At 65.1% G+C, this 22768-nt stretch carries 19 protein-coding genes; 11 read left to right on the top strand and 8 right to left on the bottom strand.

Annotated features, from left to right (window positions below; genetic code table 11):
* Window positions 1-55: 55 nt before the first annotated feature.
* Window positions 56-1066, top strand: coding sequence for a sugar-binding transcriptional regulator (locus ACZ7L4_RS39225; RefSeq protein ID WP_472109853.1), 1011 nt, complete (start codon window positions 56-58; stop codon window positions 1064-1066).
* Between the two features lie 193 nt (window positions 1067-1259).
* On the opposite strand, the gene fucP is transcribed toward ACZ7L4_RS39225, so the two are convergent.
* On the bottom strand, window positions 1260-2645 hold the full coding sequence (gene fucP, locus ACZ7L4_RS39220; RefSeq protein ID WP_472109852.1) for an L-fucose:H+ symporter permease: 1386 nt from the start codon (window positions 2643-2645) through the stop codon (window positions 1260-1262).
* 121 nt (window positions 2646-2766) lie between these two features.
* Here fucP and ACZ7L4_RS39215 point away from each other — a divergent pair, with 121 nt between their 5' ends.
* The 3 genes from ACZ7L4_RS39215 (at window position 2767) to ACZ7L4_RS39205 (ending at window position 7779) form a co-directional block, all read left to right on the top strand.
* On the top strand, window positions 2767-3825 hold the full coding sequence (locus ACZ7L4_RS39215) for a sugar-binding transcriptional regulator (protein WP_472109851.1): 1059 nt from the start codon (window positions 2767-2769) through the stop codon (window positions 3823-3825).
* Window positions 3826-4331: 506 nt separating this feature from the next.
* On the top strand, window positions 4332-5486 hold the full coding sequence (locus ACZ7L4_RS39210; RefSeq protein ID WP_472109850.1) for a glycerol dehydrogenase: 1155 nt from the start codon (window positions 4332-4334) through the stop codon (window positions 5484-5486).
* A 223-nt stretch (window positions 5487-5709) separates the two neighbouring features.
* Window positions 5710-7779, top strand: coding sequence for a Shedu anti-phage system protein SduA domain-containing protein (locus tag ACZ7L4_RS39205; RefSeq protein ID WP_472109849.1), 2070 nt, complete (start codon window positions 5710-5712; stop codon window positions 7777-7779).
* 150 nt (window positions 7780-7929) lie between these two features.
* Here the strand turns inward: ACZ7L4_RS39205 and ACZ7L4_RS39200 are convergent, their stop codons facing one another.
* The 7 genes from ACZ7L4_RS39200 to ACZ7L4_RS39170 form a co-directional block, all read right to left on the bottom strand.
* Window positions 7930-9177, bottom strand: a complete 1248-nt coding sequence (locus tag ACZ7L4_RS39200; protein ID WP_472109848.1) for an AGE family epimerase/isomerase — start codon at window positions 9175-9177, stop codon at window positions 7930-7932.
* 32 nt (window positions 9178-9209) lie between these two features.
* Window positions 9210-10493, bottom strand: a complete 1284-nt coding sequence (gene eno, locus ACZ7L4_RS39195; RefSeq protein WP_472109847.1) for a phosphopyruvate hydratase — start codon at window positions 10491-10493, stop codon at window positions 9210-9212.
* Window positions 10490-11458 carry a phosphotransferase family protein gene (locus ACZ7L4_RS39190; RefSeq protein ID WP_472109846.1) on the bottom strand — a complete coding sequence of 323 codons (969 nt, stop codon included), beginning with the start codon at window positions 11456-11458 and terminating at the stop codon, window positions 10490-10492. Before ACZ7L4_RS39190 ends, eno begins: the two co-directional genes overlap by 4 nt.
* A 3-nt stretch (window positions 11459-11461) precedes the next feature.
* A complete protein-coding gene (locus ACZ7L4_RS39185; protein WP_472109845.1) occupies window positions 11462-12304 on the bottom strand; it encodes a fumarylacetoacetate hydrolase family protein in 843 nt (280 codons plus the stop codon).
* A gap of 33 nt (window positions 12305-12337) precedes the next feature.
* A complete protein-coding gene (locus ACZ7L4_RS39180; protein ID WP_472109844.1) occupies window positions 12338-13072 on the bottom strand; it encodes an SDR family NAD(P)-dependent oxidoreductase in 735 nt (244 codons plus the stop codon).
* Window positions 13073-13123: 51 nt separating this feature from the next.
* Window positions 13124-14158: a mannonate dehydratase gene (locus ACZ7L4_RS39175; protein WP_472109843.1), complete on the bottom strand. Its 1035-nt coding sequence runs from the start codon at window positions 14156-14158 to the stop codon at window positions 13124-13126.
* A 71-nt stretch (window positions 14159-14229) separates the two neighbouring features.
* Window positions 14230-14964, bottom strand: a complete 735-nt coding sequence (locus tag ACZ7L4_RS39170; protein ID WP_472109842.1) for a GntR family transcriptional regulator — start codon at window positions 14962-14964, stop codon at window positions 14230-14232.
* 80 nt (window positions 14965-15044) lie between these two features.
* Here ACZ7L4_RS39170 and ACZ7L4_RS39165 point away from each other — a divergent pair, with 80 nt between their 5' ends.
* The 7 genes from ACZ7L4_RS39165 to ACZ7L4_RS39135 all read left to right on the top strand — a co-directional run bounded on the left by ACZ7L4_RS39165 (window position 15045) and on the right by ACZ7L4_RS39135 (window position 22611).
* Window positions 15045-15848 carry an SDR family NAD(P)-dependent oxidoreductase gene (locus tag ACZ7L4_RS39165; protein WP_472109841.1) on the top strand — a complete coding sequence of 268 codons (804 nt, stop codon included), beginning with the start codon at window positions 15045-15047 and terminating at the stop codon, window positions 15846-15848.
* Window positions 15849-15854: 6 nt separating this feature from the next.
* The gene (locus tag ACZ7L4_RS39160) at window positions 15855-16724 is read left to right on the top strand and encodes an SMP-30/gluconolactonase/LRE family protein (protein WP_472109840.1); all 870 of its coding nucleotides are present in this window, start codon (window positions 15855-15857) and stop codon (window positions 16722-16724) included.
* Window positions 16725-16788: 64 nt separating this feature from the next.
* A complete protein-coding gene (locus ACZ7L4_RS39155; RefSeq protein ID WP_472109839.1) occupies window positions 16789-18204 on the top strand; it encodes a sugar porter family MFS transporter in 1416 nt (471 codons plus the stop codon).
* 205 nt (window positions 18205-18409) lie between these two features.
* Complete coding sequence (locus ACZ7L4_RS39150; protein WP_472109838.1) at window positions 18410-19756, top strand: ABC transporter substrate-binding protein; 1347 nt, start codon at window positions 18410-18412, stop codon at window positions 19754-19756.
* A gap of 151 nt (window positions 19757-19907) precedes the next feature.
* Window positions 19908-20762 carry a carbohydrate ABC transporter permease gene (locus ACZ7L4_RS39145; protein WP_472109837.1) on the top strand — a complete coding sequence of 285 codons (855 nt, stop codon included), beginning with the start codon at window positions 19908-19910 and terminating at the stop codon, window positions 20760-20762.
* Complete coding sequence (locus ACZ7L4_RS39140) at window positions 20759-21619, top strand: carbohydrate ABC transporter permease (RefSeq protein ID WP_472109836.1); 861 nt, start codon at window positions 20759-20761, stop codon at window positions 21617-21619. Before ACZ7L4_RS39145 ends, ACZ7L4_RS39140 begins: the two co-directional genes overlap by 4 nt.
* Window positions 21616-22611, top strand: coding sequence for a zinc-dependent alcohol dehydrogenase family protein (locus ACZ7L4_RS39135; RefSeq protein ID WP_472109835.1), 996 nt, complete (start codon window positions 21616-21618; stop codon window positions 22609-22611). Before ACZ7L4_RS39140 ends, ACZ7L4_RS39135 begins: the two co-directional genes overlap by 4 nt.
* Window positions 22612-22768 lie beyond the last annotated feature (157 nt).

Genomic DNA, 22768 nt, shown 5'->3' with positions numbered 1-22768 from the left:
GATCGACTTGCTCCCGTGCAAGCGAGCGACCAGGTGAAGCCCGTAGGAGGTAGGTATGGCGTCGAACGGTGCAGACCTGGGCGCACCCGCCTCGGGCTCGCTGGACTCCGACCCGGGATTCGGTCCGGAGCAATCGCTCCTGATGTACAGGGCGGCGAATCTGCACTTCCGGGAGGGCATGTCCAACCTGGACGTCTCCAGGACGCTCGGCATCAGTCGATTTCGGGTCGCGAGGTTGCTCGAGCAAGCCACGAACTCAGGGGTCGTGAACTCCCGGGTGATGTTCCCTGCGGAGACTGAGGTCGACCTCTCCGCCGAGCTGGCCCAGACGTTTGGGCTGAGGTCAGCCCATGTGCTTGTTGAAGACGGCGATGAGACGTGGAAGCGGAATGGCGTATCCGCTCTTGCCCTTGATGTGACTCGTGGTCTCTTGCGGGATGGCCAGCGACTCGGTCTCGCGTGGGGACGAACGATCGACGCGGTGATCCGTACTGCGTCGCATCTCCAAATTGATCTCCCTACAGTGGAAGTAGTCCAGTTGGTGGGAGGGGTCCCGTCGAATACCGGGGGTCTCGAGGCTTCCGACCTGGTGCGCAAGCTCGCCAGATTGACGGGTGGCGAGGGGGTCGTTCTCAATGCGCCATTGGTTGCCCCCTCTCGGCGCGTGGCCTCGGGCCTCCGGGCAGAACGGTCGATCGCTGCCGCTCTTGCGGCCGGCGCTTCAGCCGACGTAGTCCTCTTCGGGGTCGGTGCCTGGCGTGCGGGGCAGTCGCAGATAGAAAGCCTCTTGGGTGAGAAGGACCATGCCTCTGCCGTGCGGGCCGGTGCCGTGGCGGATGCTTGCGGAATCTTGATCTCTGCATCTGGCGAGATCCTGCGGGGCGGGTTGTCAGAGAGGATCATCGGCATCGGCCCGGATGAACTGCTCCGCACTCCGCGGCGGGTTGCCGTAGTGCTTGGAGCCCAGAGGACCGCTGCGGTTCGTGCGGCGCTTTCTGCCGGGTTGATCACTGACCTCGTTGTCGAGGAATGCGTCGCCAGAGAAGTGTTGGCCAACGCGGCCTAGCGCACCTGGTCTGCTGTACGCCCCGCCGGGGCGCATTGTCCGGCGCCGCGACAGGTTCCTCCCGAGGACAACCGCGAGGCGATCGCCCTCGGGATCCCTAGTGTCTTGCGTGGCACGGATTCACTCGCTGGTGATCCGCGATAGCGGGACCACGCCGACCACAGGTGGCGGCCCACGATCCGCAGATACGGCTCTAGGAGAGATCCCCTGCCTTGACCTCAGTAGGGCGCGGGTGCCGAATCGCGTAGACCCCGTACAGCGCGATCACGGCGAAGCATGCCGTCACCACAAGGAAACTCGTGCTCGCCGAACTGAGGTCGAGGACCCACCCCTGGGCCATGGGGGCGATAGCGCCACCACAGATGGCCATCACAAGTCCTGCAGCGCCGAACTTGGTGTCCTGACCCAGGCCTTCCAGCGAGATCCCGTAGATGGTCGGGAAGAGCAGAGAGATGCATGCGCTGAGGCCTACCAGGGCGACCGCGCCGATGATGTTGTGGGACAGCACGACGGTCAGCGACAGCACGATGCCGACCACGCACATGAACGTCATCAGCTTGCGGGCGTCGATACGCCCCATGATGCCGACCATGATGAACCGGAAGGCCAGGAAGACAAGCAACGAGGCCTGCAGCCAATAGCCTGCTGTCGCATCGCTGACATCGAGGTTGTCTGTGACGTAGTGCAGGGTGAACGTCCAGATGCATGTCTGCGCAGCGATGTTGAAGAACTGGGCAATGACGCCGAAAGAGTAGTGCGGGTTCTTCACGAGCCGCCCGAGCCTGCTGCCGGGAAGCGACGAGGAGACTCGGCGATCGGCACCGAAGGCCGCGTTCTTCGGCACGCGCACCAGGAAGATCGCCAGGGCGATGAGTACGTAGCACGCGGCGAGACCCAAGTACGGACCCATGACCGCTTCAAGCTCGCTGGACTGGGTCGCGGCGAGTTCTGCCTGGGACAGTTCCGCACGTTGAGCACTCGTGGCGGGGCTGACGTTGGGGAGGATGAACAACGTGGCGAGCAGTACCCCGAGGTTTGCGCCGATCGGATTGAACGCCTGCGCGAAGTTCAGCCGCCGAGTGGCGTTGGCCCGGGGGCCCATCGCCATGACATAGGGGTTGGCAGACGTCTCCAGGATCGAGAGTCCCGACGCCAGGGTGAAGAGGGCGACGAGGAACATCGAGTAGGTCATCATCTCCGCGGCCGGGAGGAAGAGGGACCCGCCCGCTGCTGCGAGGAGCAGTCCGACAAGCACACCGCCCTTGTACCCGAGGCGCGAACTGATCCACGCGGCAGGAATGGCCAGGGTGAAGTACGCGCCGTAATAGGCGAACTGGACCAGTGAGGACTGAAGCGTACTCATCGAGAAGGTCGAGCCGAACACCTTCACGAGCGGGTCCGTCATCGTGCTGGCCGCGCCCCACGCGGCGAAGCAGATGACGATGAGGACGAAGGGGAGCAGCAGCCCCTTGTGCAGGAGCGGCGCGCGCTCTGATGTCGGCTCGCCCGCGGGACGGGGGTCGTCCGCCAATGGGAGGGTCACTGTGCCAGTCCCTACGCCTTCAGAACTCTCGGTCATGTAGCCCAACCCCTTCGTCGATACGGCCACTGCCCCCATCTTTCGAGCGGTGGGGGCTCAAATGAAGCGTGCGGAAGCCTGGTCCGGATGTCAAGAGATTGGCCCCGGGCAGGTTTGCGGTGTGGGCGTCGGCGGCGGCGCCTTGACCGCCGTGCCCGCGGCCGCAGGTCAGAGGCTGGGTGCGCGCTACATTGAGGCGAAGGATTCGAGCGGCCGTCGAGAGGGCTTCATGGCTTCGCGTAGTGCAACAGCGACTTCTGAGACTCCTTCGAAGGAGACGCTCGCGGCCAAGGCCGCGTGGATGCAGCTTGTCGAGGACCGCACGAATATCGAGATCGCGGAGATCCTGGGTGTCAGTCGACTTCGGGTCCCCAAGCTCGTCCGGTGGGCCCAGGAGCACGGGCTGGCGACTGTGACCATCTGCCCGCCTGCGGGTGTCGATTGGGTTCTGGCGGAGAGGCTGCGTGCGGAGTACGGGCTCGCTGAAGCGCTCGTAAGCCCGAACGGCTCCCTGTCGTCGGTCGGGCGCCTTGGTGCTCGGTACGTCAGCGAAGTGCTCACGGAGGGCGGACGCCTCGGAGTGGCGTGGGGGAGGGCCCTCGAGGCGGTGGCCGGCGGTCTCGAGCAGCTTCCACGCATCCCGCAATCGGAGATTGTGCAGCTCATCGGGGGACTCCCGCAGCCAGAGACTGCGAAGCACGCAACAGAACTGCTCGTCCGTTTGTCACGAGTTTTTGGCGGGAACGCAACGGCGCTGCTGTCCCCGATGGTCCTTCCCGACGCGGTGACGGCCCAAGGGCTGAGGGGGGAGCCGTCGATCGCTCAAGCGTTCACCAAGATGGCGAAGATGGACGTCGCCGTCGTGGGTATCGGTGCTTGGGCGTCGGGTGGATCTCGGGTTCGGGCGGAGCTCCGGCCAGAGGAACTGGAGGAGATGAGCGACACCGTGGCGGATGTTTGCGGCACGCTGTTGGACGCTGATGGCGGTGTTGTCCACAGGGATGTCAGCGGGCGCATCATGTCGGTCGACACGCAAACCCTTCAGGAGTGCCCCGTCCGTGTCGGTGTCGCGCTCGGGGAGGCGAAGGCGCGCGCAATTCGCGCAGCCCTGAAATCGGGACTCCTGACTGTGTTGTGCACGGACAGTGCGACCGCAGAGCTGTTGCTCGAGGACGGCTGACTCGGCGGAGGCGCTGTGTCACCGTGGGAGGCGAGGGGCGGGGGCGGCAGCGCTAAGCCGGCAAGATTGCCAAGCTCGACTTTGCTGGAGCGTCCACGCTCTCGGTGCGGTTGGTCGCTGTGTGCGGTCGCCGCTACGCCAGGTGTGAACGGCCTGGGGTGCGGTGGGAAGGCTGACTCCGTCTCGGAGGCAGGCGATCGGTCGATGAGGGCGTCCCCTGGGTGACCCTGTTGGGCATCGAGGGCTCCGAATGATGTGCAAATCGCCGTTCGGCGTAGGTCTTGACAGGGGCGTGGTTGGCGCGGAACCCTCAGACTATTGATTGCTCCAAAAGTGGAGTATTCGGCCTGTGCCGTCGACGAATGGATTCATCTCGCCCGACGGCTGGGGCCAAGCCATCCGACCTCGCGTGGTTCGGGGGATGGCCTGTACGGCCTGACGAGCACCCCTGATGCGGATGACGAGCCGACGTGGCGCCTCAGTCGCTTGAAGAGAAAGGGTCAACGATGACCGCAGTAGCACCAGTTCGGACCATCATCAGCCCTGGTCGATATGTACAGGGACCCGGCTCGATCGCCAGGCTCGGTGACTACCTCTCGGCCATCGGTAAGACCCCGTTGCTGGTGTCGGGGAACACCACCTGGACCGTAGCCGGCCACGACATTGAGGATTCGCTTGCCGCAGCTGGGCTGCCCGTGAGCAGGACGACCTTTGGTGGGGTGACAACCGCCAAGGAGATTGACCGCATCGTGGATGTGATCAAGGAGCACGAAGCTGACGTGGTCGTGGCCGTCGGGGGCGGGAGCGTCATCGATGCCGTGAAGTCCGCCGGTTTCCTTGCGGGGATCCGGTGGGTCACCGTCCCGACTATCGCCTCAACCGATGCGTCGACGTCGGCCGTAGCCGTGATCTACGCGGAGGACGGGAAGTACGAGGAGTACCGCTTCTTCCCGCGGAACCCGGACCTCGTACTCATCGATACGACGATCGTTGCGAAGGCTCCCACGGAGCTCCTCGCTGCCGGGATCGGCGACGCATTGGCCACTTGGATCGAAGCGCGGGCCACCGCGCAATCGCACTCCGTGGCCATGTCGGGTGGGCACCAGACGAAAGCCGCCTCTGCTCTGGCGAAGCTGAGCTGGGATCTGTTGTGGGAGAACGCCCTGCCTGCGCTCGATGCTGTCCGCGACAACGTTGTGACGCCGGCGCTGGAACAAGTTGTCGAGGCGAACACGCTACTGTCGGGACTCGGTTTTGAATCCGGAGGACTGGCGGCAGCTCATGCGATCCACAACGGCCTCACGGTGGTTCCGCAGACTGCAGGCTTGGTGCACGGCCAGAAGGTGAATATCGGCTCCCTGACGCAATTGGTATTGGAGGGCGCCCCGACCAGCGACATCGCCGACTTCATCGAGTTCACGACCCGGGTCGGTCTCCCGACGACACTCACCGAGCTGACCATCGATCCCTCGGACATGGAGTCTCTGGACAGGATTGCCGCGGCAGCTACGGCTCCTTCCGAGACTATCCACGCGATGCCCTTCGACGTCACGGCGAGGGACGTGGCGGGGGCACTGCGGTCCATCGAGCGGCTCTCGCGACGAGTACGGCACCAGGCCGCATTGCCGGAGCCCGAGCCCTTCACTTACCTGCGCAAATGAACCCTGGCCGGTGCCGTGTGCAGCAGACCATGGCCCCGTCTGCGCGCCGCCCGAGCGGCGGTGCCATGGTCTGCTGACTTATCTGGTTGGCGCACGGGGAGGCTGGTGACTCTGAGGCCAGCCTGGAGGCGGTGCGGCACAGCGCGTGTGGGAGACACCGTCTTCGACGAGCTGAAATGTCAACTGGCCAGCAACTCTCTGCCTGACCGTCCATTCTGGGCGCATGGCTTCCATGGATCCCGCCGGTACGAACGGGCAGTCGACAATCACATCGATGACACGGCGTGACATCTTCAAGTACCTGCGTGGAATCTCGCGCCCCTGGTGGGGCGAAATGGGCGAGGTCACGTTCCTGGAGGGCCTCTACGACCTGGACCGAACTCCAGACGGGAATAGCCGACTTCCGGCTATCCGCGACGACATCCAGCAGCACCGGATCAATAACCAGGATCTGCCAGACGACTGGATCTTCGAGGACTCCCGATTGGGGCTGTCCGACGGTCCGGACGAGGTACTGCTCACGTTTCTGGCGCGCATGGTCCATCCGGAGGTGGCGGCTGACGTCGAGGAGGCGAACAAGCACGTCGAGGCGCTGAACCTGCTGCTGGAGCTGGACGGATGGGCCCTGCGGCCACACCAGTTCCTGTCGGGTCGCCCCCTGTTTCAGCCGGTACGAGTTCCGCCCAGAGGTCCGCTGATCTCGCTGCCGCTGGAGGACGAGGACACCGGGAAGTTCGACCTGGTCCTGGGCCAGGTCTTCAGTCTCCTGGACTGCGCCGGCGAGGAGGCCGCACGCGATCTACTCTCGACTGCGGTCCTGGCCCTTCGCCGTGATGGCGGCTACTTCCACCCCATGCCTGGTGACAATTGGACGGATGCCACCTACGAGGCCGTCCTGACGGTGGAGCGCGAGCTTCTGCCCACCTGCACACCGGAGGCGAAGGAGGTGATCTGGCGGACCCTGCAGTCCGTGCTCGTCCATCTCGGGCGCGTCGATGTCCAAGACCTTGTGGTCGAAGGTGACGCCCGGCCGCTGCCCAACATCCCACCGGACTGGCGAACCCAAGCCGCAGCGCCTGCTACCCCCATGGTTCGTGGCTTCCGACTCCCTTTCACCACCACTGAGTTCGATGTCACTCGTAGAGAATTCACCGACCTGGAGATCCGCGCTTCGCAGAGCGACAGTGGGTTCCACTACCTCTATGACACTCGTGCTCGTCGGATGATCACCGACTTCGTCCTCGACGATCGGCCGCAGGTAGCGACCCTGTGCAGTGTCACGATCATCAAGAAGGGCGACACCTTCACACCGAGGATCAAGGTTTGGAAGAAGGACAAGAAGAAGGCCGGAGAAGTCTCGGCCTCCCAGACCGTGCCTGAGACCGGGGCTACCAGGGCGGTCAAGGCGCTCGTCGACACCGGGGACGTACACGAGAACTTCTGGAAAGTCATCAACTTCCTGCAGGGCTGCACTGGCCTGAGCACGCCTGGTAGCTCGCTCCAACTCATGGCCGGTGACGAGGATCAGCTCGCCGAGTTGCTGACCGGCCAGGACCGGACGATGGTTCTCGGTGCGGTCAGAACAGCCATCGGGGGAGGGCTCACAGAGGAAGACATCCGACTGATCAGCAACCGCAAGGAGCAGCTCCACAGGTTCGAGCGACTGCTGACCGATCCGGACTACTTCCAGCAGGAAGTGGGCCTGGCAACGACACGCGGCGCGGAGGCGGTCTGGCAGGCCTTCTTCGAGGCGAATCAGTGGATATTCGGCTACGGCCTCAACCTCATCGCCTGCGAATCCATCAACGACGGCAAGCTGGAGCGAATCACCGCCGGGGCCAACATTTTCGGCGGGGCCGGGAAGCGCATCGACGCCATCATGCGTTCCAAGGGCCTGATCAGCAGCATGCTCTTCTGCGAGATCAAGACCCATAGCACCGAACTGCTCTCGAAGACTCCGTACCGCGCGGGCGTGTACCAGGCATCGAAGGAGCTCAGCGGGGGTGTAGCACAGGTGCAAAAGACAACCAGCAAGGCCCAACAGCTCATATCCCACGAGTTCCTGACACGGATCTACGACGAGGACGGCACCTCGACCGGCATCGAACTGTCCACCACCCGCCCGCGGCAGGTCGTGGTGATCGGGAGCCTGCGCGAGTTCACCGACAACGGCGCCGTGAACCCGGAGAAGATGAGCTCCTTCGAGTTGTACCGGACATCCATCCAGGACGTCGAGGTCATCACGTTCGACGAGCTCTACCAGCGGGCCTGCTTCATCGTCGAGGACCACTGAGGCCTCATAAGTTCCCAGGTGGGCCGCCGTGCTCGTAGGTATGGGCATGACACGAACCGCGGCACCCGGTTCACGACCGTTACGGTGATGAACCGGGTGCCACAGTTGATGCAGTCACCTCGGGGGTGCTCATGCCCAACTGTCCACCCGTCAGGGGTTGATCGAGACAGGATTCGGTGTGTTCAGCTTGCCTTGCGCTATCGCGGTCGCCGGCATGGGGTAAAGCGGCAACCGCGGCACGAGCGTGGCTTGGACGGCGTGGTAGATGTCGGGTTTACCGGACCACACCTTGCCGTTCGGCGTGTTGGACGGGTCGAGTTGGTGGATCCACGAGCCGTGTTCGTGGTCGAGCAGGAAGGCGTCTGCGTAGTCCCACCATGCCCGGTACCAGGCTTCGAACTCCGTCTCGTGAGTGCGGCGATAAAGGGATGCAGCGGCGCTGATGGCCTCCGCTACGACCCAGTGCATGCGATCCCGCACTACAGGGAGGCCGGCCCAGTCCGTGGTGTACACGAAGCCGGCTGTTCCATCCACTTGCCAGCCGTCCGCGACGGCTTGGCGGAACAGCGCTGTGGCTGCTTCGACGAGCCAGACGTTGTCCTCGTCGGGGCGGGCCGCCTCGGTGTGAAGGAACAGACGACACCATTCGAGCGCATGTCCGACTGTGGCGCCGAACGGCTTGAAGGGGTGGTCCGGCTGGTCGCGATTGAGTTCCAGACGAGCGCTCCAGTCACTGCTGTAATGCTCGGGGATACGCCAGCCGTGCGCCTTGGCCGTGTCCGCGACGAAGGCGCACACACGCGTGGCGCGATCGATCCACTCACTATTACCCGTGACTGAGGCAGCCGTGAGCATGGCTTCCACGGCATGCATGTTTGCGTTGAGGCCCCGATAGTCGTCGAGCTCGGTGAAGTCCGAGTTCCAGGTGTCCACGCACAGGCCGGTGACGGCGTCGTAGAACCGCTCGAGGAATACCCGCTCGGCGCGTTCGAAGAGCTCTCGGGCTCCGGGCAGCCCCGCCTGGAGCAGCGCGCACGAGGCGAGCAGCACGAAGGCGTGGTCGTAACAGCTCTTTCCCGGTTCGACGGTGCCGTCGTCCTGGACGGCGGGGTGCCAGCCATCGTGCGCCTGGTCGTGGAGCCGTCCGGTGAGCCCCTCCATGGCATGCTTCGCGATCAGCGTGGCGCCGGGAACTCCCAGCACGGCTCCGACCCCGTAGGCATAGGCCATTCGGCAGGTGAGCCAGGTATAGGTCGGCTGCCCCGGCGTGGGAGCGCCCTTTGTGTCAAGCCATCGCGCACCCCCTTCGGGGTGCGCCGTCTCGCGGCCGAACTCCAGGAGGTCGAGGGAGTGACGTTGCAACCAGGCGTGATGCGTGGCGGAATCGAGCCAGTTCATCTCGTTCGAATCCCCTTCTGACGATGGTGAACTCACCTGAGGACGGCGGCACCGCCGGCGAACTGGGCGGTCTCCCCGAGCTCGCGTTCGATCCGAAGCAGTCGATTCCACTTGGCGGTGCGTTCCGAGCGCATCGTCGAGCCGACCTTGATCTGCCCGGTGCGCCAGCCAACAGCCAGGTCGGCGAGCCAGTTGTCCTCGGTTTCACCAGAGCGGGCGGAGAGCACGGTCCGAAAACCTGCGTCCTGGGCGGTGCGCACGACGGAGCGAGCCTGGGACAAGGTGCCGATCTGGTTGGGCTTGACGAGTACTGCGTTGCCGATCTGTTCGGAGATCCCGCGTTGCAGTCGGGTCGAGTTGGTGACGAACAGGTCGTCGCCGAGCAACTGAGTGCTCCCGATCTTCGCGGTTGCCTGCTTCCAGCCTTCCCAGTCGTCCTCGGCGAGGAGATCCTCGACAGAGACAACGGGGTAGGCGTCGATCCACTCCAGGAACTCGTCGAGGAGTTCCTCGCTGCTCAAGGAGCGATCCTCGGTGCGGAGCACGTACTTGCCGTCTCGCAGGAGCTGGGTGGCTGCCACGTCCACCGCGATGGCGACCTGGGTCCCGGGCTCGAGCCCCGCGGCGCGAATGCCTTCAGTGACCAGATCGAAGGCGTCTCGGTTCCGGGTCAGAGGGAAAGCCAGCCCGCCCTCGTCGGCAACGAGAGCCGTGGAAAGGCCACGCTTCTCGGCCGCGGAGGCAGTGCCACGACGGACACGCCAGCACCACTCAAGGGCCTGCCGGAAGGAGCTGGCGCCGACCGGGACGACGAGGATGTCCTGGATGTCGATCGCGCCGGCTGCGTGCGCCCCGCCAGAGATGATGTTGATCATCGGCATGGGGAGCAGAGGCGATGCGCTTGAGTCGAGAACACTGCGGTACAGGGGAAGGCGACGAGCGTCAGCGGCGGCCAGCGCGTTCGCGACCGAGATCGCCAGCACGGCGTTGGCCCCCACGGTCGCAAGGCCAGGGCTCGCGTCCGTGGCTTGAAGAGCCGCGTCGACGGTCGTCTGATCGAGGGCATCCAGTCCTTGGACGGCGTCGGCCAGTATGCCCTCGACGTTGGCGACTGCTTGTGTGACAGCTCGACCTGCGTAGCGGCTACCGCCGTCGCGCAGTTCTACGGCCTCGTGAGTTCCGGTGGATGCACCAGAAGGCACAGTCGCCTGGCCACGCGCGCCGCAAGCGAGCACGATCTCGCATGCCACTGTCGGTGTCCCGCGGGAGTCCAGGGCTTCCCACGCGAGCAGGGAGGAGATGCGGGTATCCGTCATGAGATCGCTTTCCAGAGTTCATCGAGGGACGTGGACTGCATCAGTGCGTTGACGGCCAGCCCGTGCGCCAGCTTGCGTTCGTGGAACGTGAGGTACTCCGCGGGGGACTTGCCATCCACCCGGGCGAGTAGCAGGCAACCGACATGTGCGGTCAGTTCCGGAGAGGGCCGCAGGTCCTGGCGCACAGAGTCGGCGTAGGTGGAGTTGAAGGCGTCTGCTGCCGCTCGGTAGGCGGTGGCGCTCTCAGGCCGGTGCACAGCCTTCAGCAGCAGGTGTGCGTTGAGGAATGCGAGATCGAAGACCGGTGCGCCGTAGTGGGCAACCTCCCAGTCGATGACCCAGGCGCGTTCTCCATCGGTGAGGATGTTCTTGGGGGAGAAGTCACCGTGCACCAAACACCTGGCTTCGTGAAGGAGCTGATCGGCGAGGGCGTTCACCTTGGCGGCGAGTTCTGGGTTGGCGGCCGCTGCAGCACGGTAGTAGGGGTCGATCCGCAAGCTTTCGAAGTGACCGATACCGAAGTGCGCTGCGAGCTGCTCCCGACCGGCTGTGCCGCTGTGCCATCGAGCGAGTGCGGTGGCGATCGTCCGGGCCACTGAAGGCTCGGCGGCGCCGTCGAGAAGCCTGCTTTTCCAGTCTTGCCAGTCATCCGGCGCGTGTTCGACGGTGAGAGTAAGCGCGACTTCATCGGAGTCGAGAACCTTGGGCACGGCTGTCGCATCGAGTTCGCCGGCCAGGCGAAGAGCAGCAGCCTCCACGAGAATCCTGGTGGGGTCCGCGAACCACTCCTGGGCCACCCGCAACCGCGACAGTGCCTGCTTCACCACTACATGTACACCGTCACCCTGCACAGCGAGCACTTCGTTCGAAACGCCGCCGGCCAGAGGACGCGCGTGAGCGGTGTGCCCGCGGAGCAACACCCCGCGGTCGACGAGATAGGGAGTAATCTCCTCAGCCGTGAACATGGTTCACTTCCCACCGCGCGCGTAATGCCGCATTTCGAGGTCGCCTACACGGGTCACGATCTCTTCGCCGTCGACGAGGAACCGCGGCGGACGCTGGCCGATGCCGACTCCCGAGGGGGTACCGGTCAGGATCACGTCGCCGGGCAACAGGGGCACGATGCCGGACAGGTACTCGATGAGGGTCGGCACGCTGAAGATCAGGTCTGAGCTGTTGCTGGACTGTGCCTGGTGCCCACCGATCTCGCAGGACAGCGGGACGGCGTCGGGGTCTTCCCACTCGTCGATGGTGACCAGGACCGGGCCCAGCGGGGTAAAACCGGGGAAGGACTTGCCGAGGTTGAACTGCGGTGTGCCGGACGGACGCATCTGCACATCGCGCGCAGAGATGTCCTGCGCCGCAGTCAACCCGGCCACGAAGTCCCAGGCACGGTCGGCGGAGACGTGGTGGGCGCGGCGGCCGATCACGACTGCCAGCTCGACCTCCCAGTCCACCTGGTCGGTCGGCAGCTCGATACTGCCGGTCGGGCCCGTGACCGAGGTGGGGAACTTGGTGAACACCAACGGGAACTCGGGCTCCGGCAATCCCGTCTCGATCTGGTGGGCCCGGTAGTTGAGCCCGATCCCGAATATCTGCCGGGGGAGTGGCACCGGAGAGTCGGCCTTCTCGATGTCGAACGGTTCACTGCCCGCGGCCGAGAGAGTCCTTGCCCAGGCCTGGAACTGGTCCCAGTCGTCGTACACCGCCAGTGCATCGGGTCCGAAACGTCCCTCGCTGGCTTCTGCGATGTCGATTGCGCTGTCGCCGGTGACGATCTTCGCGCGGCCTGCTGTCACACCAATACGCATGGGTTTGTCCTCTTCTTATGTGTCTGCGGGAGGTCAGCCGGCCAGGATTCCGCCGTCGACGACGAATTCGCTGCCGGTGACGAAGGCTGCGTCGTCGCTCGCGAGGTACAGCGCCGCCTTGGCTACCTCCACGGGCTGGGCCAGTCGGCCCAACGGCTGACGAGCGACGAGCTGCGCGCGCCGTTCCTCGGGGTCGTCGGCCTGCGCGAGCAGTCGGCCCACCCAAGGCGAGTCCACGGTGCCCGGGCATACGCAGTTGCAGCGGATGCCGTCCTTGGCCCACTGCACGGCGACCTGCTTGGTCAGGGAGATGACCGCGCCCTTGCTCGCCGAGTAGGAGGCCCGCTCGGGGAGTCCGATCATCCCCGCGACCGAAGCGGTGTTGACGATGACTCCGTAGCGCTGGGCCAGCATGTGGGGGAGCGCGTACTTGGTGCACAGAAAGGTGCCGCGGACGTTGACCGCGAAGACGCGGTCCCATTCCTCCACCGTCGCGTCCAGGACGTTGGTGGTGGACCCGATCCCCGCGTTGTTGCACAGGATGTCCACGCCGCCGAAGTGGGCGGCGGCGGTCTCGAACAGCTCTTTCACGTCGTCTTCGGAGCTCGTGTCGACCCGAACCGGGTGGGCTCCAGGAGGAAGGTCGGCGGGGTCGAGATCGGCTCCGATGACCTGCGCGCCCTCTTCCAGGAAGAGTTGGGTCATCTCCCGCCCGATACCGGAACCGGCGCCGGTGACCAAGACCTTACGGCCGTCAAAACGTGCCATGCTGTCTTCCACTCCATAACTCGCTGATGGACGAATCGCAAAGGGCGTCGGTCAGTTGAGGCCGAGCGCGTTCAGGACACCCTGCAAGTAGCCGATTGCGTGGGCCCGGCCTCGACTGCAGTAGGCCTGCGGGGAGGTGTCGCCCCAGGTGTCGATGTCCCCGACCATGGCCGGCACGTGATCGTCGATGAGGAAGCCGTCGAAGCCGACCGAGTGGAGCCGTCGGATCACGTCGGCGGGGTTGAGGTTGCCCTCACCGAGGAAGCACTCGGCGAACTTCGGGACGGTGCCCTGTACGTCCCGGAAATGCACGTAGCAGATCCGGCCGTCTGGGCCGAGCAGGTCGATGACCTCGTTGACGGCCTCCTGGCCGCCCATCTCGGACACCGTGCCAAGGCAGAAGTTGAGCCCCCAAGCAGGGCTGCCCTTGGCACGCTTGTATGCCTCGGCAATCCCCGCGGGCGAGGAGATGATGCGCTCGCAGCCGCCCATCATTGTCGCGACCGGGGGGTCGTCCGGGTGCAGCGCGAGGCGGACGCCGGCTTCCTCCGCCACGGGGAGCACCGCATCGAGGAAGTACTGGTAGTTCTCCCACATGCGTGCCGCCGACAGGGGCTCCTCGATGGGGGGAGCGCTGGAGAGCTTGTAGTCGGCCAGCGCATTGCCCTCGGTGGCCCGGCTGGCGTCGAACGCCGTTACGGCCGCACCGCCACGCCCCTGGGCGTTCATGTCGGTGCGCCACACGTAAGTGGGCAGGAAGTTGTAGCCGAGCAAGTTGTATCCGGTCTTGCCCATGTTCCGGATGGTGCGCTGATAGTTCTCGATCTGCTCATCTCGTCCGGGCGCGCCGCGCTGGATCTTCCAGAAGTGAGCGGCGGGGACGTTTTCCAGTCCCTCAATGGCCAGCCCCACCTCGTCGCACTCGTTGCGCAGAGCTTGCAGTTCGTCGACACTCCAATACCCCTCGGCTCCGGGGAGGTTGCTCGGGGTGTGGAACTGCACGCTCTTCAGGCCTAGTTGTTGAGCAAACTGGGCAACGGTGCGGTCGTACTCGTCGATGTGGCCGAGTGATATCCGGATAGGCATCAGGAGGGTCCTTCCCGAGCGCAGCAGCGTGCTGGCTCGCGTCAACGTGGTGCTGCCGGACCGAAGTTTTGTTATTCCTCGGTGAAGTAATCGGGGTGTGCGGCCGCAAGCCGCGGGTAGTGAGTGTGCGCCCGGCGGGAGTGGGCCCGGATCACCTGATGGCCGGCGCTGTCATCACCCTGCTCAAGGGCGTCGATGATCTTCGAGTGCTCCTCGATCAATTCCCTGGTCGTGGACGGCTCGGGCAGAGTGAGCCGACGCAGCCGGTCCAGTTGGAGCTTGGACTGTTCGATGATTTCCCATGCGCCTGGCTGGCCTGCCATCGTGAAGAGCGCGCGGTGCAGGGCCTCGTCCGCAGCGAAGAACAGCTCCTCGTCGCCGGCGGCGTGGGCCTGCTCCTGCTCAACCAGCAGCGCACGCAGTGGGGCTACGTCCAGATCGGGGAGCTGGCGAGCGCGTTCAAACGCGCCGATCTCCAGATACTCACGAACGAACTGCGCCTCATTGACGGCCGCGTGTGAGATGCGCGCGACCCGCGTGCCCACTTGCGGAACCACTGTTACGAGTCCGCTGGCTGCCAGCCGGGCCAGCGCTTCGCGGACAGGCGTGCGGCTGACTTCGAACTGCTCGGTGAGCGCGTTCTCCGACAGGGCGTGTCCTGGCGGGAGCCGCAGATCCCTGATTGCCGAGACGAGCGACTCGAAGACCAGGTCAGAGGTGCGTCGCCGGGTGCTCTCGCGTCGGATCGGTGACAAGCCCGACACGGGGGGCTGAGCTCCGGAGTTCTGCCGCGATGAAGAAATCATGCCAGCATCGTTGCATACAAGTAAACTGGTATGCAAGTATCCGAGCCGTCGGTCGACGAGGACGAACGGAGCTTGGAGTCATGTCAGAACTTGAGGGAATGACCGCACTGGTCACCGGAGGCACCAGCGGGATCGGCAGGGCTGCGGCAGAGGTGATGCTGTCCCGCGGAGCCAGGGTCTCGGTCTGTGGGTTCGACGACCGCGTGGCCGATGCGAGCAGGGAGCTAGCGGCCGCCTACGGTGAGAAGGCGGTACGGGTGGCCACAGTCGACGTCACCAAGGGCGAAGAGCTGCGGCGCTGGATCGACGAGTCGGCCGAGCACTTCGGTGGCCTCGACGCGGTAGTGACGGCGGCTGGAGTCCAGACATACGGCAGCGCTTCGGACACCCCGGAGCAGGTGTGGGACCGCACTCAAGACGTGAACGTCAAGGGCACGTATCTGGCCGTCAAGTACGCCACACCCCACTTGCGTCGGCGCGGTGGAGGAGCCATCGTCGCGGTCTCTTCGGTTCAGGCGTTCATCTGCCAGACAGGCGTGGCCGCCTATTCCGCGAGCAAGGGGGCGCTCAACGCCCTGATTCGCAGCGTTGCCATCGATGAGGCGTCTCATGGAATTCGAGCCAACGCGGTGTGTCCGGCGTCCGTCGACACGCCAATGCTGCGCGCCAGCGCACGACAGTTCTCCGACGGGACCGATCGGGGAGAGCAAGCTGTCATCGACGAGTGGGGCGCGATGCACCCACTGGGTAGGGTCGCTCGCCCCAGTGAGGTCGGCGAGGTGATCGCGTTTCTGGCGAGCCCCCGAGCCGGCTTCGTCAGTGGAGTCAGCCTCCCGGTTGACGGAGGACTGCTCTGCAGCGTCGCCGTTGCCCTGCCGGAGTGAATGGCGATGGGCGAAACCGAGGTCACCGTACTGGCGCGGGCAACAGCCCAGGTCGGTGAGGGCCCGGTGTGGAACGCCGAAGGCGAGGCGATCCACTGGGTGGACATTCCTGCGGGAGCGATCCACACGACCGATCTGGCCACGGGAAGCACCCGCACCGTCTGGTTGCCGACCAGCGTGGGTGCCGCGGCGATGCGGACCGGGGGCGGATACGTGGCTGCTACGGGCACGGGGTTCAGCGCCCTTGACGGCCGTGGCGCCGTGGTGAGGACGTGGGACTTCCTGCCTGAGGGAACGCGGATGAACGACGCGAAGTGCGATCCGCAGGGCCGACTGTGGGCAGGCAGCACCGAGCTGTCTTTCGCGGCAGGCCAGGGTGCCCTGCACGTCTTGGACACCGACGGCACGGTGCGGACCGTACTGACCGGCCTCACCCAGCCGAACGGGCTTGGCTGGAGCCCAGACGGCACCAGGTTCTACCTGGTGGACAGCCAGCGGAGCCTGATCCTGGCTTTCGATGTCGATCCCGAGGCCGCGGAACCCCGGCTGTCGGAACCGTGGGACTTCGCCGATCTCAGCGGCTGTCCGGGACTTCCGGACGGCCTGTGCGTGGACGCGAGCGGCTGTTTGTGGGTCTGTATGTGGGGCGGCAGCACAGTGATGCGTCTCGACCTGACTGGCCGCCCGATCAGTACCGTCCGGCTACCTGTGGCCCAGCCAAGTTCGTGCACCTTCGTCGGCGCGAGGCTCGACACCCTGTGTGTCACCAGTGCTCGTGAGGGGCTTTTCCCCGCTGGTGACTCCATCGACGGCTCACTGCTGGCCGTCCGAGGGCTCGAATGCTCGGGCCTTCCCACACCTTCCTGCTTGATCTGAGCGTTCTCCCCCGTCCGCGAGGGATCGATATTCCCGCGATGCACAACGAGGTTGGAGGTCCGCAATGGACACCTCACAAGACAGGCTTGACGCTGTGACGCCGCAAGCGCCTCCGCAGCGACACCAACGCAACGCAACCGGGCTGCTGGCCATGGTTGCCGGTACAGCCGGACTGGGCGGCCTACTGTTCGGCTTCGACACGGGCATCATCTCCGCGGCGCTGCTCTACATACGCGACGACTTCCACCTGGGCGAGTTCGAGCAACAGCTCGTGGTCTCGATTCTGCTCGTCGGCGCGATAGCCGGAGTGGTCACCGCAGGACAGATCCTCGACCGTATCGGTCGGCGCAACGCGCTGCTTCTCATGTCTGGGGTGTTTGCGGTGGCGGCGTTGGCCACCGCCCTGGCCCCCAGTGTGGAACTGCTGGCGGCCGGACGCTTCGTTCTCGGGTTCGCAGTGGGTGCCTCGTCGGTCGCAGTGCCGGTGTACGTCGCCGAGATCGCACCGCCGGCATCCCGTGGCCGGCTGGTCTCCATGTACCAACTCCTGGTCGGCGTAGGCATCTTCCTCTCGTACATCGTCGGCTTCGCACTCTCGGGCGGCGGGCACTGGCGATGGATGCTCGGCCTTGCCGTCGTTCCGTCAGTGATCATGCTGGGCGGTGCATTCTTCCTGCCGGAGTCCCCCCGCTGGTTGATGAGTAAGGGCCGAGACGAACTGGCTCTGATCAACCTCTCCAGGCTGCTGCCGCAGGCGGATGCCGACGCGGAGCTGGCCGAGATCCGGTCCGGGATCGTCACTACGACCAAAATCTCGTACCGGGAGCTGTTCCGGCCCCGCTACCGCCGCGCCGTCCTGATCGGCGTCGCCGTTGCTGCCACCAACCAGCTCGTGGGTGTCAACGCAGTCATCTACTACGCCCCGACCCTTCTGGTGAAGGCAGGCCTCGGTGATGCGGCCTCCCTGCTGTCGTCGGTCGGCATCGGGATCGCCATTGTCATTTCCACGACACTCGCGCTCCTCTCCATCGACAGGGTCGGCCGACGGCCACTCCTGCTCGGTGGCACTGCGGTGGTCATCGCCAGCCTGATCTTCATCGGCGTGGTCTACCTGCTGCCGCAGAGCCCGTGGACCGGCCCGCTGCTGGTGATCGGCCTGATCGTCTACATCGCGGCATTCTGCGCCAGCCTCGGCCTGTCCATCTGGCTGATCAACAGCGAGGTCTTCCCCACGGAGATCCGTGGGAAGGCAGCCAGCCTTGGCTCGGTAACCCACTGGGTGCTGGACTTCGTGATCGCACTGACGACCCTCACCCTGTTCCAGGTGCTTTCGCCCTCCGGTCTGTTCTGGACGTTCGCGGCCCTCGGAATCGTGGGCTGGATCTACCTCAACCGTCGGCTGCCGGAAACGAAGAACCGCAGCCTCGAGGACATTCAGCGGGACCTGGTGAGCCCCCGCCGCCAGGGCACCGAGGCCTGAAAGAGCCCCTTCGCTCCCACCCCAGCGCAGCCGCCAACACCGGCCGGCGAGGAAGTCGCACGTCTTCCAGGCCAGGACCCAGCGCTGCACTTCTGGGCTGTCAGACGAGCGCAGGGATGCGTGGTCACTGGGCCGTAGCGCCTCCGTGCCAGCCCCGGGCTGCTCTGTTCCTTCCCACCTTCAAGTACAGGGAGAGTGCCCCTCGATGGCATCGATCAGAATCAAGGTTGCCGTCGGCGTAACCGCGTTGGCCGTACTGGCCACTGGCTGTGCCGGTGCCGGCGCCATTGGAAGCGGTGGTGCCAAGTCGGTGAACGTGCTCATGGTGAACAACCAGCAGATGCAGGACCTGCAGAAGCTCACCGCCACGCACTTCACGAAGAAGACCGGCATCAAAGTCAACTTCACGGTGCTGCCTGAGAACGACGTACGCGACAAGATCAGCCAGGAGATCTCCAGCCAGGCCGACAATTACGACGTTGTCTCCATCAGCAATTATGAGGCACCGATCTACGGCAAGAACGGGTGGCTTGCCCCGTTGGACAACACCGTGGCCAAGAGCCCGGCGTTCGACCAGGACGACATCTTGCGGCCCGTCCAGGAAGGCCTGGTCCATAACAACAAGCTGTACGCCGAGCCGTTCTACGGCGAGTCGTCCTTCCTCATGTACCGCAAGGATGTCTTTGAGAAGCACGGTCTGACCATGCCACCGCGCCCCACCTGGCGGCAGGTCGCATCCCTCGCTGCCGAGGCCGATCGGGCGGAGCCGGGCATGAAGGGCATCTGCCTGCGCGGAGTGCCTGGATGGGGTGAGGTGTTCGCGCCGCTCACCACGGTCGTCAATACCTTCGGCGGTACCTGGTTCACGAAGGACTGGAAGCCCCGGGTCAACAGCCCCGAGTTCAGGCGGGCCACGCAGTTCTACGTCGACCTACTGCGTGAGCATGGCCAGGCGGGCGCTCCACAGTCCGGATTCGCGGAGTGCCTCAACAGCTTCCAGCAGGGCAAGACCGCGATGTGGTACGACGCCACCTCGGCCGCCGGCTCGATTGAGAAGAAGGGCTCGCCGGCCGCCGGCAAGGTCGGCTACGTCGCCGCACCAGTGGAGAAGACCAAGAGCTCGGGCTGGATGTACTCATGGGCCTGGGCCATTGAGAAGGCGTCAAAACGCCAGGACAGCGCGGCAAAATTCATCGCGTGGGCCTCGAGCAAGAAGTACGAACACCTCGTCGGTGAGCGCCTCGGCTGGGAGCGTGTTCCCGCGGGCAAGCGCGCTTCGACCTACGAGCACGCCCAGTACAAACAGGCAGCTGCCCCCTTCTACCGGGCCACCGAGGAAGCCATCAACACCGCAGATCCCCGAAACCCCGGTGTGCAGCCCCGCCCGACCATGGGCGTCACGTTCGTTGGCATACCTGAGTTTCCCGCGCTGGGCACCAAGGTCTCCCAGGGGATCAGCGCGGCCATCGCCGGTCGAACCTCGGTGAACTCCGCACTCGACACAGGCCAGCAACTCGCGGAGCACGTCGCCGCGAAGTACCGCGAGAACTGACATCCGCAGAGCGGAGACCCACATCATGAAAATCCAAACCACACAGGCCAGACCCCTTGGCGCGCCCAGCGTCCCCGACGGGAGCGCACGACCTCCTGGGCGCAGGAGTCCCTCGCCCCGCGCCCTCGCTTGGGCTCGGCGCGCACCCCTGATGCCCGCTCTGGTCTTCATGGTGGTCGTCACCCAGCTGCCCTTCGTGGCCACCCTGGTGATTTCCTTCATGGACTGGAACGCTCTGCGTCCCGAGCGGCGTGTCTTCGCGGGCCTCGACAATTACACCCAGGTATTCAGGGATCCGAGCCTACGAGCGTCCGTGATCACGACCATCGTCCTGACCGCGACCGTTGTTCTCATCAGTCTTGCGCTCGGCCTCGGTCTAGCGCTGCTTCTGGACCGGCGTTTCCGCGGTCGTGCGGTGGTGCGCACGATGCTCATCGCCCCGTTTCTGCTGGTGCCCGTGGCAGCCGCTCTGCTGTGGAAACATGCGCTGTTCAATCCTGAATACGGCCTGTTCAACGGCACGTTGACATGGCTGTGGAAGCTGTTCGGCGCGGATCAACCGCCCCAGCCGGACTGGATCACGGAGAACCCGCTGGCGGCGGTGGCGGCACCACTGATCTGGCAATGGACGCCGTTCATGATGCTGATCCTGCTGGCCGGCCTGCAGGGACGACCCCTGGATGCCGTGGAGGCAGCACGCGTGGATGGCGCCAGCGCCGGTCAGATCTTCCGCCATCTGACACTGCCGCACCTGCGCCGCTACCTCGAGTTGGCGGCTCTCCTCGGATCCATCTACGTCGTGCAGAACTTCGACGCGGTGTTCACGATCACCTCGGGCGGCCTTGGCAGCGCCAACCTGCCCTACACCATCTACGAGACCTTCTACCAAGCACACGACTTCGGACAAGCCTCCGCGGCCGGGGTGATTGTCGTCATCTGCACGATTGTCGTGGCCACGCTCGCACTGCGCCTTGTGTCCTCGTTGCTGCGGGAGGAAAGCTCATGAGTACGCCCACCAGTGCACCTTCGGCCGGAACGGCACCGCGACGGATCAACGTGGCGTGCGGCCTTGCAGCTTGGGGTGCCGGAATCTTCTTCGTCCTCCCGATCGCCTGGATGGTGCTCACCTCCTTCCATCGCGAGCCCGACGCCGCCACCAACCCCCCGTCCATCACCGCGCAATTGACCTTGCAGGGCTACCGGGAGTTCTTCGGTTCCTCGACCGGTGCCAGTCCCTGGCCGTCCCTGGTCAACTCCATGAGCGCAAGCATCGTCTCGACACTACTGGTACTCGCGTTGGCCCTCCCGGCCGCGTACGCCCTGTCCATCAGACCGGTGCGCAAGTGGTCGGACGTGATGTTCTTCTTCCTGTCCACGAAGATGCTGCCGGTCGTGGCCGGCCTGCTCCCCGTCTTTCTGGTCGCCCAGCACCTGCAACTCCTCGACAGTGTCTGGCTGATGGTCATCCTCTACACGTCGATGAACCTGCCGATCGCAGTGTGGATGATGCGGTCCTTCCTGGCCGAAGTCCCGGTGGCGGTCCTGGAGGCCGCCGCCATCGATGGGGCAGGGCTTCCGACGATCTTCCGGAAGATCATCGTTCCGATGGTCGCGCCCGGCATCGCGGCCACCTCGCTGATCTGCTTCATCTTCAGCTGGAACGAGATGCTCTTCGCCCGGGTCCTGACCGGCGTCCGAGCAGCCACCGCGCCTGTCTTTCTCACCAGCTTCGTCACGAGCCAGGGACTCTTCCTCGCCAAGGTGTGCGCAGCCGCCATTGCTGTGTCGCTACCAGTCCTCATCGCCGGATTCGCCGCCCAGGACAAGCTTGTCCAGGGCCTTTCGTTGGGAGCCGTCAAATGAAGGCCGCCGTCATCACCAAGCCCGGTGTCATCGAACTCGCTACCGTCCCCGACCCGACTCCAGGCGCCCGCGACGTGGTGGTCGCCGTCGCGGCGTGCGGGCTGTGCGGCACCGACTTGCACATCCTCCAGGGGCATTTCGCCCCCGAACTGCCGATCGTCCCCGGTCACGAGTTCGCCGGCGAGGTCGTCGCCATCGGCAGCGCCGTAACCGAACTGGCCGTCGGCGCGCGCGTGGCTGTCGACCCTTCGTTGCCGTGCCGGGAGTGCCACTACTGCCGCATTGGCCGCAGCAATCTGTGCGAGCACTTCGCCGGGCTGGGCGTCAGTCACTCGGGTGGCGCCGCAGAGTACGTTTCCGCTCCGGTGGCCAACTGCGTACCCCTTCCAGAACACGTGCGGACTGAGGACGCCGCCCTGATCGAGCCCTTGTCCTGCGCCGTCCGCGGCTATGACGTGCTGCGCAGCACGCTGGGTGCCCACGTAGTCATCTACGGGGCGGGAACCATGGGCCTGATGATGCTTGAGCTGGCCAAGCGCACGGGGGCCGCCTCGGTCGACGTCATTGACATCAACGCAGAGCGACTGGCCACCGCAGATCGCCTGGGCTGCTCGGCGGCGGTCCTGTCGGCAGAGGAGGCAGACCGCCCCCGTGGCTGGGACGTGGTCATAGATGCGACCGGTAATGCCAAGGCCATCCAAGATGGAATCGACCGGGTGGCGCCCGGCGGCACCTACCTGCAGTTCGGCGTTGCCGATGCTGCCACCCGGGCGGTGATCGACCCTTACAAGATCTACAACAAGGAAATCACCATCACGGGTTCGATGGCCGTCCTGCACAGCTACGAACGCGCTGCTGAACTCTTCGCCGCCGGCGTGTTGGACCCGGACGTCTTCATCAGCGACCGCTTGCCGCTCGCCTCCTACTCCGAGGCGATGGATCGCTGCCGGGCCGGCCTGGGGCGCAAGATTCAGGTTCAGCCTGCCCTCTAGGCCTGTGGGTCTCCCGTCTAGGGGTGAATTGGGCACTACCGCCTTCGGCGGACACGCGAGTGTCCGAGCGGTCTGCCCGCCGTGAGGATCCAGCGGCGGGGCGGGCCGGGCCATGGATCAGAAGCCCTTGCGGGTCTTGACAAGCGGGTTCGACCCT

It is taken from the genome of Streptomyces sp. NPDC107575, from assembly GCF_055657265.1.
This window is presented reverse-complemented; position numbering and strand designations above follow the sequence as displayed.